Here is a 13,967-nt window from a genome sequence, read left to right on the forward strand (position 1 = left end):
GCACACTTTGATCTCGCTGCATATACAATTCCCGTCTTCGTTCGAGTCGAGGCACTGTTCGCCTTGGTGGAGCCGAGCCAGCTGATCGCGATCTCATCGGCTTCATGGAGGTTGATTAACGCGTCGCGAGCACTGCTGGCGGCGTCTTTGGTGTCTCATCATGAAGCCGACGGAACAGTACGCGCACGGAAGCCCGTGCTAGACACGCGGCTCATGTTCGCGTCGAGCCAGGACGACGCGTTCGTGAGCGTCACTGAATGGACCGCCTTCAAGGCGCCCGATTTCGCGCATTTGAAGAAGGTGCTCAAGGCACCGCGGATCTTCGACGGACGCAATCTGTACGAGCCCGACGCCATGGCGGAGCTCGGCATTGACTATCATTCGATTGGGCGACCCCATGTCAATCTCGCAAACTCCGCAGCCTGAAGGCGCACCCGTCGCCGCCATCGCGCCCGAAGTGCGCGTCGTGCCGCGCGAAAAGCTCGCGACCTCGCGCGTGCTGGTGGTGGGCGACGTCATGCTCGACCGCTACTGGTTCGGCGACGTCAACCGTATTTCGCCGGAAGCGCCGGTGCCGGTCGTGCACGTGCAGCGCAAGGAAGACCGCCTGGGCGGCGCCGCGAACGTCGCGCGCAACGCGGCCGCGCTCGGCGCGCATGCGGGCCTCCTGTGCGTGGTGGGCCACGACGAGCCCGGCGAGCGCATCGTCGAGCTGCTCGACGAAAGCAACGTGAACGCGTATCTCGAGCGCGATCCCGCCTTGCCGACCACCATCAAGCTGCGCGTGCTGTCGCGCCAGCAACAGCTGTTGCGCGTGGACTTCGAAAACACGCCCGCGCACGAGATCCTGCTCGCCGGCCTCGCGCGTTTCGACGCGCTGCTGCCCACGCACGACGTGATCCTGCTCTCCGACTACGCGAAGGGCGGGCTCACGCACGTCACGCAGATGATCACGAAGGCGCGCGCCGCGGGCAAGGCGGTGCTCGTCGATCCCAAGGGCGACGACTGGGAGCGCTATCGCGGCGCGAGCCTCATCACGCCGAACCGCGCGGAGCTGCGCGAAGTGGTGGGCACGTGGAAGTCCGAGGAGGACCTGCACGCGCGCGTGACGAAGCTGCGCCGCGAACTGCAGTTCGACGCGCTGCTGCTCACGCGCTCGGAAGAGGGTATGACGCTCTTTTCCGATGACGGCGCGCTGCACGCGGCGGCAAATGCGCGAGAAGTGTATGATGTCTCGGGCGCCGGCGACACGGTGATCGCGACCGTCGCGGTCATGCTGGGTGCGGGCTTGCCGCTCGTCGAAGGCGTCGCGCTCGCGAATCGCGCGGCCGGCATCGTGGTCGCCAAGCTCGGTACGGCCACTGTCGACTACGACGAACTCTTTCAATAACGTTGCGCACGCGGGCACGCAGCGCTCGCACCCCGGCCGGAATTTCCGCAGCGTTTTTCCGGCGGGGCATCAACCTCGCGTGAACCTCGTCACCGCAGACCTATCATGACCCTCATCGTCACCGGCGCGGCCGGCTTCATCGGCAGCAACATCGTCAAGGCGCTGAACGAACGCGGCGAAGACCGCATCATCGCCGTCGACAATCTCACCCGCGCGGACAAATTCAGGAATCTCGTCGATTGCGAGATCGACGACTACATCGACAAGACCGAGTTCGTCGAGCGCTTTGCGCGCGGCGATTTCGGCGACGTGCGTGCGGTGTTCCACGAAGGCGCCTGTTCGGACACGATGGAAACCGACGGCCGCTACATGATGGACAACAACTTCCGCTATAGCCGCACCGTGCTCGACACGTGCCTCGCGCAGCGCGTGCAGTTTCTGTATGCGTCGTCGGCGGCGATCTATGGCGGCTCGACGCGCTTCGTCGAGGAGCGCGACGTGGAAGCGCCGCTCAATGTGTACGGCTATTCGAAGTTCCTGTTCGACCAGGTGATCCGCCGCGTGCTGCCCACGGCGCAAAGCCAGATTGCGGGCTTTCGCTATTTCAACGTGTACGGTCCGCGCGAAACGCACAAGGCGCGCATGGCGTCGGTGGCGTTCCACAACTTCAACCAGTTCCGCGCCGAAGGCCGCGTGAAGCTGTTCGGCGAATACAACGGTTATGCGCCGGGCGAGCAGACGCGCGACTTCGTCTCCGTCGAGGACGTGGTGAAGGTGAACCTGTTCTTCTTCGATCATCCGGAGAAGACGGGCATCTTCAATCTGGGCAGCGGCCGTGCCCAGCCGTTCAACGACATCGCGACGACCGTGGTGAACACGCTGCGTGCGATGGAAGGCAAGCCGGCGCTCTCGCTCGCGGAGCAGGTCAAGGAAGGGCTGATCGAGTACATCCCGTTTCCCGACGCGCTGCGCGGCAAGTATCAGTGCTTCACGCAAGCGGACCAGTCGAAGCTGCGCGCAGCGGGCTACGACGCGCCGTTCCTGACGGTGCAGGAAGGGGTGGATCGTTACGTACGTTGGCTCTTCGCTGGCTGACAGCCCTCGCTCGTAGATGCCAATGTGAACGCGGATCAGCACTACTCGCGCGGCGCGTCACCGTGAGCAAAAAAAACGCTGATCGCGCAAAGGGCGAAGCACGATGAAGCATATGGCGCGGGCGTTTTTTTGGCACTGTTCGAGCGTGCTGTGCGCAGCGAGGTCGTTGGTGCGTGAGACCTTGCTCAATGTTCTCGTAGTATATCTGTACGCGGCGGCGCTCTATTGCGGGCGTGGATTGTTGTGCCGCCGGGCGAAAGCCTGGATCGCCGTGACTGTCACGGGAACTCGAATCGGTGCACATGTGCCCTGAGACGCACAAGCAAGGTTGAGGCAGGGCCGGCTGGTGCCGCTGTAACGTCCGCTTGGTTTCGCTAAAACTTCCACCGCAAGGCGCGCATTCGTTGCGCGCGCCGCTTTCCGCCCTGCCTTTCCGCGCGGATCCGAATCATGCTTCGTTCCCTTGCCGCCCTCCTGATCTTCCAGTGTCTCGGCGAGAGCGTGTCCTACGTGTTCTCGCTGCCCGTGCCCGGTCCCGTGATCGGCATGCTGCTCCTGTTCGCCTTCGCGTTGATGCGGCCTGCTGCCGCCGAGGCCATCGAGCCGACCGCGCTCGAATTGCTGCGACATCTCTCGCTGCTCTTCATTCCGGCGGGCGTGGGCATCATGGTGTCCGCGCAGGCCGTGCGCGGCGAGGCGCTCGCCGTGATCGCGAGCCTCGTCGTGAGCACGACGCTCGGCATCGCGGTGACGGCGCTCGTCACGCGCGCACTGCTGCGTCGACAGCGTCGCAACACGACGGCCGGGGAGGGCACAGCGTGAACAGCCATCTGCCCATCACGAAGCTCGACGCGATCTGGGTCTACCTCGCCGCCACGCCGCTGCTCGGCTTGACGGTGACGCTCGTCGCCTATCTCATCGCCATCAATATCTACGCGCGGGCCAAGCACAATCCACTCGCGAACCCGGTGCTGATTGCCGTGGCGCTCGTCGTCGCGGCGCTCAAGATCACGGATACGCCGTATCGCACGTATTTCGAGGGCGCCCAGTTCGTGCACTTCCTGCTCGGCCCCGCCACGGTCGCGCTCGCACTGCCGCTCTATCGTCAGTGGGACAAGCTCAAGCGCGGCGCACTGCCATTGCTCGGCGGGCTCATTGCGGGCTCGCTTACGGCGATCGTTTCTGCCGTCGGCGTCGCGAAGCTCTTCGGTGCTTCGCATCAGACTATTGCGTCGCTTGCGCCCAAGTCTGTCACCACACCGATCGCCATGGCCGTTGCCGACAAGGTCGGCGGCATCCCGTCGCTCACTGCCGTGCTCGTGATATCGACGGGCGTGTTCGGCGCGGTGACCGCGCGCTGGATTCTCAACGTGATTCGCGTGCGTGAGACCGAGGTGCGCGGCTTCGCAATCGGCGTGGCCTCGCACGGCATCGGCACCGCTCGTGCGTTTCAGGTGAGCGAGGAGATGGGCGCATTTTCCGGGCTCGGCATGGGTCTCAACGGTGTGTTCACCGCGTTCGTCGTGCCTGTATTGCTGCCGGTCCTTCTGCGGTGGCTGTAGAATAATTTTCGGCGCTGGTGGCGCGCTGCTCCACTAGGAACTTCGGCAGACCGATGGTTTAGGCGCCTAAACGGCTAGAGCCGGAATGGTGCTGTTTCTGTGAAGCTTTTGAGCAGATTCTGGCCCGCAGACGACACCGTCGTCGGTTCAAATGGTTCACATTTTGCACTTCTTTATAAGCTATTGATTTCAAAGGGAAGCAGGAGCTTGAAGTAGGGTTTTCGTTTAGGCGCCTAAACCAATAATTGCGCTATTTAATTTAATAGTTCGGAGATCAAGAGCTTTTTGACTCTATGGTCTGATTTCTGAATGGCAATCCGCCCCAAAAACTGACTTTCGACATGGTACGTTAGACCCGGTGTGAAGCAATTAAGTCTATGCCCGGCTGCTGAGCCGCCTCATGAAAACGTCGATTTGCCTACCAACTATCAAGGTATTTGCGTACCCGCGCCGACTAATCGCTACGCCTGGCGCGTGCCCTGTATCCCCGAAACGCAATCCGTCAGCTTTAGGTGCCTAAGTTGGTTGGACTCCGATGGTGCCGAGTTTGCCGAGTTTTTTGTTATCGCATCTGCCCGCGCGTTTGCACGGTTTGCACGCCCGAAAATGTTGAAAGGGGTGAAATTCGCCGTTAAATTAGCGAGTTAGCGGGCACGACGAGGTGTCGATTTCCTGCACGCGCCTGCAACGCGTGGAGCAGAATGGTGCTGTTTTTGAGAAGCTTTTGGTTGACCCGCCTTTGCTAGGTTCTGGCATTCCGTTGCACAAATTGCACACGCACCTTTTTTCTCGCCACGAAAAAGTATTGCAAAATCAATTATTTGCACAAGAATTGGCTGAGCTGTCAGCGTTTAGGCGCCTAAACGGCAGCAAGCGAGCAGCGTGTGTGTCGACCTGTTGATGCCGTCCCTTGAAACCTCACGGGCCTTAAACGATGACTGTTATGAACGACGATCTGGAAATCCGTAGAGCGCGTAGTTCCAGCGACCACAGGCGCCTTCGCTCCAATCCCGCAACGACGCCGTGGGACCTGGGCGACAACTATCGCCGCTGGCTTCAGACGGGAGTCTGGCCGTCTCAACGTGCGTTGGCGGCGGCGCTCTCTGTCTCCGGAAGCCATGTGTCCCGGTGCATCTCCATCGCACTACTCCCAAAGCTGGTTTTGGACGCCCTTGGGGGGAAAAAATACGTCAGCTTCAAGCTCGGCAAGGAACTATCGAAGCTGGTTCGAGAAATCGAACCCTACGATTTGAAGAAGCACGCGCTGAAGGTAAGAGGATTGAAACTCGTCGACCCCAATGAAATCTTGCAAGTTCTAAGAAGCGGCGATGGCCCTGGTCGTCGAAATGCGCGTCTTTTGATCTCCGCTGATCGCAGCGGGAAAGTGATACGCATTGAGGGCCCAGACGTCGAGAAGTTGACTCGAAATCTCGGCGTGGTAAAAGACGCGATCAGGGAATGCCTGAATGGTATCAATACGATCTCCGGATTTTTTGGTGACATGAGAGCTGAGCACGATCCAAACCTCGAAAGGCCTTGACGAGTCGCTCCGGAGATCTCATGTTGGGTGCAGATGTTTGTCCGCGATAAGACCCCGTCAGCTCCGCTGCAAGCCGCATGACGATCGGTAGGCTGTAACGTTTGGTGCGCGATCAGATAGTCGACCGGTTCCGACGTTTCTCGTGTGCGCCGATCGCCATCAATTACTCGCGCGATGCCCTGTTGGGCTGCAATCATAAGAGCCCGTTTCGGGCGTGGTCGTGGGACGATGCGGAGGTCCATACGCCGTAAGTCATCTGGAAATTCTCTCCAAGGGCCGAGGCCGCGCGTGGTCCCATCGGGAACGAAGATTCACAATATGCGAAACCGTTGGTTATCCACGAGGCCAGTCGGCATCATTCGCCGACCATGAATTGTCGCTGTGCCCCTCGATAGGCCGAACTCGATTTCTCCTTTGGCACGACGCGTGCCATCCGGCGGTATGCCTGTTTAGGCGCCTAAATGCCTAAACCCGGAATGATGCAGTTTTTGTGGAGCTTTCGGCTTTGCTCCGTCGATAGAAGGCGGAAAGCAATCGGCTCTCTTGCCAGCTGTACTGCTTTCAACCTTTCAACAAATCTGGAGAGCGGTCGCGTCCCCGTTGTAGTAGGTACAGCGTCGCTCTATCTGCTCTATCTACCCTGACTGCGACCGGTCGTACGGATATCGGTTGGTCCGCGATTGACGCTGCTTCGGCGTGGGTAGAGCCGCCCCATAAATCTTTGGAGTTGATTCGATTGAACTGAGTCTGCACAAGCGTGAAGCGCGGTCAGCGTGCACTTGCGGCGCGGGATTCCGGCACGGTGGCTCGCGATAGAGCGCAAGTGGTCGCTTCGCCGGTGGATACCCGAGTGACGTGCAAGGTATTGCAAACGATAGCGTTAACGCTGCAGAAAACCGCAAGACGACCCCGGCAAACCGATCCCTGCTGTCGTTGGGTCGTCTGCGCGCGGGCGTTCTCCGTACCTGTGAGTGTGCTTGCTACGTGCCAGGCGCGGGACTCCATAAAAAACTTGACTTCGCGGAAGAATGCTCGAATAGGTCAGAAATGCTGTCTGATTAAATCAATTGACGCAATAAATAAACTTAAAAGTCTATAAATCATACGGACTAGTTCTTTATTCGCAAAAAAGTTGCAGGCGCCTGCAACTTTTTGTGCCCTCATTGAGCGTAAATAGCGTTATAGCTATTTGATTTTAAAGGGATACGCGTGGAAAGCAGGTCGTTCTATCAGTGTGCAAATTTTGGAACACTTTTCGCGCCGTTTGGATCGTTCTCTGGTTCAGCGCGCGTCTAGTGGAAAGCTCCAAAAAAACATCACCATTCTGCGAAAACCGTTGCAGGCGCCTGCAACTCGTCGCCTCGCCAGATCCCGTTGCGTAATGGTATGCAAAATAGCTCGGCTTTTACGGGCCGGTGACAGCGAGCAAAAGCCCCTTGTTCCTGTGCGCATTCATCGACTTTCTCTCTCGTCGTACTGGATAGACTCGATACAGCAGAGTCGGAGTTAGATAGGAAAACGAAGCGAAGGAAAAGCTCGTCTCCGACTTTCGGACAATCCTGTCAACTCCACGCTCAAGGACACCGAACTTGAAAACCCCCGTCTTCGCCGTTGACGTCGGCTACGGCAATACGAAGTACGCATACCGCGATGTGAATGGCGCGGTCACTAGCGGCATTTTTCCGTCACTCGCGCCGCTGGCCGCGAGCCGCACGCTTTCAGCCTACGGTGAGAGTGTGTTTCCCACACGCAAGGTCGCAAAGATCTCGATCGAGGGCATCGAATACGAAGTTGGCCCTGATGTGCCGATAACTGCGGCTTACGGCAGGACAGGCCGCGCGCTCGCAGACGCCTATGTGTCGACCGACAACTACGCGGCATTGCTTTTTGGCGCGTTTCATTTCGCCGGTGTCACGCACATCGAGCGTCTTGTCTTGGGCCTGTCTGTTCACAACCTGGAAACATATTCAACGGAGCTAAAGCTGCTGTTCGCTGGAGAACATGACTTTGGTCACGGCCGCGTCGTGGTCGAGAAGGTGGTAGTCATCCCACAGCCTTTGGGTTCGCTTGCGTTTGCTGCCAGCGGGCGCCGCGGTGGCTTTGGACATGACGATGCGCACCTTCTGGTCGATGTAGGCTACTTCACGACGGACTGGATCTGCGCGAAAGGCTTCACGATGGACGATAAACGCAGTGGCGGCATTCCCGGTGGCGTATCACACGTTTGTCAGCGGATCGCGAAACTCATTTCACGTGACGAAGGCGAGCAGGTCGACGACATCGAACGTATCGATAAGGCGTTGCGAGAGAGGGCCCCCTTCTATTTCTATGGCAAGAAGATCGATCTCGCACGGTATGTCGCATTGGCCGACCCGATCATGACCAGCGTTGCGACCGAAATGCAGAACGAAGTCGGTCGCTTGCACGACATCCGCTCGATCATTCTTTCGGGCGGTGGTGCAGCGCTCTACAGCATTGCAATTCGGCACACGTTCCCGCGTGCTGTCATCGAACTGATTGACTCGCCATGCCTCGCAAACGCGCACGGATTCCTGATCGTCGGCGAGGCTGGACTCGCGCGTGAACGGGAGGTGGCATGAACAACAAAATTGAGATGACGATTACGATCAATCCTCTTGTTTCGCCGCTGCTGTACGAACGATTGAGTAGCTGCACTACGCCTCGCGAACGCGCAGCAGTATTCAGATCGCTTGCCGAGGCGGAACTTCGTGAACAGCTGATGCAGCGTACGCGAGCATCACAGCGCGAATCGGTATTGTCCACTTCGGCGCGCCCCAAAACGTCGAGGTTACCAGTGAGCGACGCGATCGCGACCGAAGACTTCCAGACTTTGACCGCAGATGATGCGGCGCACGTTGCGCCGAAGTTCAGCGTAGAACTGCTCAATCAACTGGCCGGTTACCTCGACTAGCTCTGCGAACTTGACTTTCCCAACAGCGTGCAAGGATGAGTTCTGACCCAGGTGACGCAGCGCGTCGCGCTGTGCACCCGGGTGTCTACGTCAAGGAAAAAATCGACATGGAATACGAACGCCTATACGCCATCCTTCAAGGCCAACGTCTGGATGAGCCACTCTCCTGGATCTATCTTGCGGCGCTGGTCGCAGTGGCAATCGCGGGTTGGAAATTCGGCGGAGTTCTTTTCGACGCACGTCAGCGCCCGGAGGACGAGCAATGAAAGGCCTCCAGGCAGCAGTGAGAATATTTCTAGGCTGGCACTGGCTTGCGCGCCGTGCTTCGATTGCGATCTTCTGCTATCTGCTCGCGCTTGTCGGTCTGTTGTTTTACGCAGGGGGTATGCCGGAGGGCGGCAAGTTTCTTTTTACTGTTGGCAGCTTGGGCTTTAGCTGGGCGATCGGATTCCTCTATCTGATACGAATGATTTTTTCCCTGCTTCTGCGGTGCCGTCGCCTGTTTATGTAGATCTGGACGCTTCGGACGGGCCACGAAGCAGTGGCTCGCAACAGAGGGGAAACACCGTCGCCCCGTCTTTTGCTCTACCGACCTTTGTCCATCGGATCGGATCAACGGAAGCGGCGGTTCCTCACCAAGCGCTGCTCGAATCGAAGGCGCGCGTGTCCAACGATGCGAGCGGATCGGCGATACAGCTCAACAATTCGCCTTGTCAGCGGCGGGCCTTTAAGTTTACAGGGGGGAAAGGGCCGGAGACGAGTTCCGTGCTACTGGCCGAACCTCTGACTCCTTCCACGGAAAGACGACTGGGGCCCGCTTTTTACACCAGTGAATTGCACTCGTGATAGTCGGACCAGCACGCCCAACGCCCGTTCTGCATGAAGAAGCGCGGCGGAGTTCTGCACCGGCTGCGGGACGTATGGCGAGAAAGCCGAGTGATTTTGGGCTTTTATCGCCAGACCAAGCGCCGAAAGCTCGACAGAAATTGCATCATTCCGGGTTTAGCCTTTTAGGCGCCTAAACGAAAAATTGGCGAAACGGCGTGCGCTGCTCCAGGGGACACAGAGTTTGCCTATGCACGGGGACAGTGTCTTGCGGCGACATGAGGGGCGGTTCCCAGCATCAAGCGACTGGAGCCAGCGCGCGCCTTGCCTGGACCCACTCGCGGGCGCCTGCGCCGACCGGGTTTCAGCAGAAATTGACAGACTGGCTGGGGCAGCCCTTCGTCGCGAAGAGGGGCTGCCGCAGCCGTGATACTCTCAATACTGGTGTCATCTACGGACGGGGAATGACGATGGATTGGAGTTTCTTCGCACTGCCTGTCGCCTTCGTGCTCGGTGCTTTGGGCCTGGTCATGGACCACAACGGTCGCAAGGCGGACCGCGAACGCGCAACCGGTGGGCGGTGATACAACGGAGATTGAATACAGATTTTCCAAGCTCGTAGCTAACGGTAGCGTTCGCGGATCTCCTCATGCATAGCATGTGCCGCACGCTTGTCGCCAACAGGCGACCCCGGAAGAGCAGGGGCATGTCAAATAGTGAAAGGAGCGGCTTATTCCCGCGTCCCTGTCAATGGACGACTAAAACGAGGCGATATGCTCGTCTTTATGAAGCAATCGTGGGAATTTCCGCCAGAAAGTAGTGCAATCGTTGCAAACCCAGAATTAAAGGTTGCCGGCAGTCGCGTGTCGGATTGTTGGGGCGCGCACTAGTGGCTCCTCGACGACGAACGGCGGATCAAAAGCTGCGTGAAAAGCATCATCATTTCGCTAAAAGCGTTGCAGGCGCCCGCAACGCTTGGCCGCCCTTCACGTCGCACGATGGTTCTAACATAGCTCGGCTTGGCATTGCCGCGCTGTTCGTCGCATTTGGGCTGTGCGGCCTTGCCATTATCCGGGATCGAAGCCGCCAGCAAAGCTGGGAGCGCCGTGCAAACAAAAGGATGTACTCTCCGCGGAGGAAATAACAATGAGCTTCGCCGTTTTTACTTTGATTGTCGGGTTGGCCATCTGCTGGTATGGCGGCTATATGACCAGGAAGGGCCGGGAGGCGGACCGTGAACGCCGTTCGCGATCGGACTGAACGGATGACAGCAGCGTGAGCCTCAGCTGTCCCGCCGTTGTCGCGCATTCGAGTGCGGTTATTTACATTGCTGCGAGTTCTTCCGAGCGTTTGATGCCCGGCGCCTAGGCGTGCACGGGTAGCTTGAGTGGCTATCTAAGTCGAAGGCTGGCAGGCACTCTACATTGGGCGCATCGCAGTGGTTGGAACAGGATGCGCACTTTTCGACGAACAGGCGAGGGCGGCTGCTGATGGTTAAGCACGTACACTGGCGCGGTGTTACCCTATGACTGGAACGCATCGACGTCGGAGAAGCATGATGGGCTGGAGTTTTGGTGCACCGGGAGTCGCTATCTTACTAGTCGCAATGGGCCCGATCATGGATCGCAACGGTCGCAAGGCCGACCGCGAACGCGCAACTCGAGGACGTCGATAACAACGGAGACTTCATATGGGTTTCGGCATTGTCGCGATGATCGTCGCGTTGGGCCTGTGCGGTGTCGGCATGCTCATGGAGCGCAACGGTCGCAAGGCTGACAGCAAACGTGCCAAAAGAAGACATCTAGTCCGCGGAGAATAATCATGAATTTTGGACTCTTTGCTCTGGCTATTGCGTTGTCTTTCTCCTTTTACGGCGGCTATATGGTGAAGAAGGGCCGTGAGGCGGATCGTGCGCGCCGCTCGCGGACGCAGTAAATGTGCACGCGCAGCCTTACTCTATACACCGCTATAGTTTACTGTCAGAGACGATAATGGGCTGGAGTTTCGCGGCCTGGCAGTCGCCATCACGCTCAGCGCGTTTGCCTTAGGTTTGGGCCATAACGGTAGCAAGGTCGACCACGAGCGTGCAAACAGAGGGCGTCGACTCCACGGAGAATGAGCATGGGTTTTGCACTTTTTACTTTGTTTGTCACGTTGGTCATCTACTTTTACGGTGGCTATATGGTGAAAAAGAGCCGTGAGGCAGATCGCGAGCGCCGCTCGCGTTGGCACTGAACGCACGACTGCTGTTTCGGCTTTCGCTATCGATTTCAATCAAGGCCGCGTTTTCGTACGCGGCCTTCTGTATTTCTGGCTGGTTTCGTGGATTCAAAGCTTGGACTCCTGCGCCCTACACGCCGTGCGTTACACCTGTCAGCGTAACCGACACACCTCGCAGCCTGTCTTGCGTAGATGGTGCGAAGGAGCGTTGCCTGCTTCGGTGCCTTACCCGGAGCCGCTCGCCGGTTGTGACATCACGACGAATGAACGGAACGTGAAGAATGTTGCGTTCCAACGCGATGCCGGTTCTTGGCATGTGCCGACGCCATTCCATTTGAAAATCGTAGCCACTCCATAACGTCGGTGCCGCCGGTGTCTTGGCTGGCATCGTACTGTTGTCACTTAGATATCCTGATGACATTATCCGCCGCAAGCTTGACTTTGCGACGGGCGCGGAATACTAGGCTGGCGAACGTCCTCCGCAACGAGGCGATCGCTAACCTCGCTAACAGGAGAGTTGAGATGATGTTCGATGAAACGCCTCGATGCCAGCGTGTCCGGGATCTCGGGTTTGCTGCACACAGATGCGGTGTTGAGATGGCGCACGGACTACACGACGAACCATGCGTCTTCAATGGGGCAGCGGATGGTTTGCGTTGTCGCCGTTGCTTGATCGGATGCGTTGACAAACGGGACAGCTGGATAGCTTCCTATGTCCGTACGAGGCTAAGAATGATGGCGGGCGATATCTTTTCGGTATCGCGCCACACCGCCGACTTCACTGCGCGTGCGTTGCAGGATCGTTTCTTCTCGGATACCGATGTCGTGCTGAAACGAGTCCTCGACCTTGCCGCTCTACGGTATCTGCGCGATGGTTCGATTACTGTCACGCAGGAGGACGTGACAGACGCGTTGCGCTTGTTACTCATGGAGGCCAGTCGCCCGTAAAGAGTCGGACAGGCGAGAGCCCGGATCCGAATCGGTACACGCCGGATCGTGCATAAACCGATCGACGGACACTGAGTGGAAGTGCGCCGTCGATCCCCTTTGTAGCGGCGTCGTTACGCCATGTTGTGTTGAAAGCCCTTAATCAAGCGCTGTCGCCTTCGTCCGCTTACGGTTCGTCGTTGGGGCGAATTCGGCACGCCACTCATCCTGCGAAATGCACGGTAGTCCGAGCGCCTCAGCGACGCGTTTGAACGCGCCCGCCGTGTCGAGAAGATCGCGCTGCGCGATTACCTTGTGGGCGAGTCCATGCATGATTTTCTCGGGCGCGCCATTGAGTCGCGCCGCGGTCAATTCGGTTTCGAAATCGACAGCGCGGTTCAAGACAGCGGCGATCGGCATCTTGAATTGCTGAGCCTTCGCAAAAGACGTTGATCCCGGTAGCGTCGCCTCGGGAAATAGCGTGATCTCCGCTTCGCGCGCATATTCGGCCACGATGGGGTAGACTTCCTCGAGGGCGGCGTTCGCTGGGGCGTCGGTACAGAGGATCCTGATGCAGGACGCAGCCACACCCGCCGCACCTAATTCCGCAAGCGTTTCTACGGCAGCCTGCTGTGATGCGGTGTCCGGAGACGTCGACACGATGATCGTTTTCAGTTCGGTAAGAACAGGGCGCCTTGCCTGGATGAATGCGATCATGGCTTTCCGGTCTTCAGGCGACACGTCGATAATTCCCCCGCGCCGGGATGTCATCAAGGTGCAGTAGTGATCCTGAAGTGCTGTTTCACTTGCCGCCAAATGTATGTTGCTCCCTTGTTCGTCGGACATATGAAGCGGGCGGGGATTGATAAGCAATCCTCCAGTCTGTGCGTGAAGAACTTGCGCTGCTGAAGTTTGCGCGGCACCGTTCGAGCTTTGAAAGTGAGCCACAATCAGATGAGTCATGGTTGATCCTTCGATGGTTGTAGATGGAGCGATGAAAGGCATTAAGAACGTTGCTTACTTGCGATTGACGTCGGCGCGAACCGTATCCTGTGCATACGCTTCGCGCTTGGCCTGGCGTCTGCGACTACGGGCGAGTTGCGAGGATTCGAGCGGCTGGTAGGTTCGCAAGCGAAATGCGTCCCACTGTCGGTTCTCGATGGGGCGACGAATACGCGGGATCACAACGGAGCGCAGAACTTTGCCGCTGTAGCCTGCGTGCAGGCATACAAGGAGCACCGCGCTAAGTGCGACCAGCGCGTCATCGACATGGCAGTCCCGGTAGTCGAGATGGCGCGCGTATGCATGAAGCGCGTCTTCCGGAATATCGAGGATGGAAGTGGGCGATAGGCCGCGCGATTGGAGGAAATCTTCAAACTGTCGCCATAGTGGTAGCAGCGTATTGACGGCGTTCTCGCTACTGTATCGGTTAAGCGCGCCGCGCGCTTCCTCTGTGAGTGGGGATTCCAGCACGTT

Annotated in this window: 13 protein-coding genes and 1 pseudogene; 12 read left to right on the forward strand and 2 right to left on the reverse strand. The window is 58.3% G+C overall.

Annotation, left to right across the window (positions count from 1 at the left end):
- Positions 1 to 234: 234 nt before the first annotated feature.
- From AB4Y35_RS11220 to AB4Y35_RS11275, 12 genes and pseudogenes are all read left to right on the forward strand, one after another.
- Positions 235 to 426: pseudogene (locus AB4Y35_RS11220) on the forward strand (UDP-glucose 6-dehydrogenase); the annotation flags it as partial.
- Positions 398 to 1,390 (forward strand): D-glycero-beta-D-manno-heptose-7-phosphate kinase, encoded by a 993-nt coding sequence (gene rfaE1 / locus AB4Y35_RS11225; RefSeq protein WP_368704440.1) that lies wholly within the window; start codon positions 398 to 400, stop codon positions 1,388 to 1,390. The pseudogene AB4Y35_RS11220 and the gene rfaE1, both read left to right, overlap by 29 nt.
- A 105-nt stretch (positions 1,391 to 1,495) precedes the next feature.
- Positions 1,496 to 2,485, forward strand: a complete 990-nt coding sequence (gene rfaD / locus AB4Y35_RS11230; protein WP_368704441.1) for an ADP-glyceromanno-heptose 6-epimerase — start codon at positions 1,496 to 1,498, stop codon at positions 2,483 to 2,485.
- Positions 2,486 to 2,935: 450 nt separating this feature from the next.
- On the forward strand, positions 2,936 to 3,307 hold the full coding sequence (locus AB4Y35_RS11235) for a CidA/LrgA family protein (RefSeq protein ID WP_368692727.1): 372 nt from the start codon (positions 2,936 to 2,938) through the stop codon (positions 3,305 to 3,307).
- Positions 3,304 to 4,047, forward strand: a complete 744-nt coding sequence (locus AB4Y35_RS11240) for an LrgB family protein (protein ID WP_368704442.1) — start codon at positions 3,304 to 3,306, stop codon at positions 4,045 to 4,047. Before AB4Y35_RS11235 ends, AB4Y35_RS11240 begins: the two co-directional genes overlap by 4 nt.
- A gap of 943 nt (positions 4,048 to 4,990) precedes the next feature.
- Positions 4,991 to 5,587, forward strand: a complete 597-nt coding sequence (locus AB4Y35_RS11245; RefSeq protein ID WP_368704443.1) for a hypothetical protein — start codon at positions 4,991 to 4,993, stop codon at positions 5,585 to 5,587.
- Positions 5,588 to 7,176: 1,589 nt separating this feature from the next.
- The gene (locus AB4Y35_RS11250) at positions 7,177 to 8,187 is read left to right on the forward strand and encodes a PRTRC system protein D (protein ID WP_368704444.1); all 1,011 of its coding nucleotides are present in this window, start codon (positions 7,177 to 7,179) and stop codon (positions 8,185 to 8,187) included.
- Positions 8,184 to 8,519 carry a hypothetical protein gene (locus AB4Y35_RS11255; RefSeq protein WP_368704445.1) on the forward strand — a complete coding sequence of 112 codons (336 nt, stop codon included), beginning with the start codon at positions 8,184 to 8,186 and terminating at the stop codon, positions 8,517 to 8,519. The genes AB4Y35_RS11250 and AB4Y35_RS11255 overlap by 4 nt, the downstream gene beginning before the upstream one ends.
- 107 nt (positions 8,520 to 8,626) lie before the next feature.
- Positions 8,627 to 8,785 carry a hypothetical protein gene (locus tag AB4Y35_RS11260; protein WP_368704446.1) on the forward strand — a complete coding sequence of 53 codons (159 nt, stop codon included), beginning with the start codon at positions 8,627 to 8,629 and terminating at the stop codon, positions 8,783 to 8,785.
- Positions 8,782 to 9,030 carry a hypothetical protein gene (locus AB4Y35_RS11265; RefSeq protein ID WP_368704447.1) on the forward strand — a complete coding sequence of 83 codons (249 nt, stop codon included), beginning with the start codon at positions 8,782 to 8,784 and terminating at the stop codon, positions 9,028 to 9,030. The genes AB4Y35_RS11260 and AB4Y35_RS11265 overlap by 4 nt, the downstream gene beginning before the upstream one ends.
- A gap of 2,004 nt (positions 9,031 to 11,034) precedes the next feature.
- Positions 11,035 to 11,163 carry a hypothetical protein gene (locus tag AB4Y35_RS11270; protein ID WP_368704448.1) on the forward strand — a complete coding sequence of 43 codons (129 nt, stop codon included), beginning with the start codon at positions 11,035 to 11,037 and terminating at the stop codon, positions 11,161 to 11,163.
- A 1,133-nt stretch (positions 11,164 to 12,296) separates the two neighbouring features.
- A complete protein-coding gene (locus tag AB4Y35_RS11275; protein WP_368702797.1) occupies positions 12,297 to 12,512 on the forward strand; it encodes a hypothetical protein in 216 nt (71 codons plus the stop codon).
- 138 nt (positions 12,513 to 12,650) lie between these two features.
- On the opposite strand, the gene AB4Y35_RS11280 is transcribed toward AB4Y35_RS11275, so the two are convergent.
- Positions 12,651 to 13,454: a hypothetical protein gene (locus AB4Y35_RS11280; protein ID WP_368704449.1), complete on the reverse strand. Its 804-nt coding sequence runs from the start codon at positions 13,452 to 13,454 to the stop codon at positions 12,651 to 12,653.
- 54 nt (positions 13,455 to 13,508) lie between these two features.
- Entirely contained in the window at positions 13,509 to 13,964 is a 456-nt protein-coding gene (locus AB4Y35_RS11285; RefSeq protein WP_368704450.1) for a hypothetical protein, read from the reverse strand.
- Between the last annotated feature and the right edge of the window lie 3 nt (positions 13,965 to 13,967).

Source organism: Paraburkholderia sp. EG286A (assembly GCF_040965375.1).
GTDB lineage: Bacteria > Pseudomonadota > Gammaproteobacteria > Burkholderiales > Burkholderiaceae > Paraburkholderia.

Bases quoted from the DNA above. Each gene is read 5' to 3' on its own strand.
- rfaE1 (WP_368704440.1), top strand. From the start codon at position 398: ATGTCAATCTCGCAAACTCCGCAGCCTGAAGGCGCACCCGTCGCCGCC.
- rfaD (WP_368704441.1), top strand. From the start codon at position 1,496: ATGACCCTCATCGTCACCGGCGCGGCCGGCTTCATCGGCAGCAACATC.
- AB4Y35_RS11235 (WP_368692727.1), top strand. From the start codon at position 2,936: ATGCTTCGTTCCCTTGCCGCCCTCCTGATCTTCCAGTGTCTCGGCGAG.
- AB4Y35_RS11245 (WP_368704443.1), top strand. From the start codon at position 4,991: ATGAACGACGATCTGGAAATCCGTAGAGCGCGTAGTTCCAGCGACCAC.
- AB4Y35_RS11255 (WP_368704445.1), top strand. From the start codon at position 8,184: ATGAACAACAAAATTGAGATGACGATTACGATCAATCCTCTTGTTTCG.
- AB4Y35_RS11260 (WP_368704446.1), top strand. From the start codon at position 8,627: ATGGAATACGAACGCCTATACGCCATCCTTCAAGGCCAACGTCTGGAT.
- AB4Y35_RS11265 (WP_368704447.1), top strand. From the start codon at position 8,782: ATGAAAGGCCTCCAGGCAGCAGTGAGAATATTTCTAGGCTGGCACTGG.
- AB4Y35_RS11270 (WP_368704448.1), top strand. From the start codon at position 11,035: ATGGGTTTCGGCATTGTCGCGATGATCGTCGCGTTGGGCCTGTGCGGT.
- AB4Y35_RS11275 (WP_368702797.1), top strand. From the start codon at position 12,297: ATGATGGCGGGCGATATCTTTTCGGTATCGCGCCACACCGCCGACTTC.
- AB4Y35_RS11280 (WP_368704449.1), bottom strand. From the start codon at position 13,454: ATGACTCATCTGATTGTGGCTCACTTTCAAAGCTCGAACGGTGCCGCG.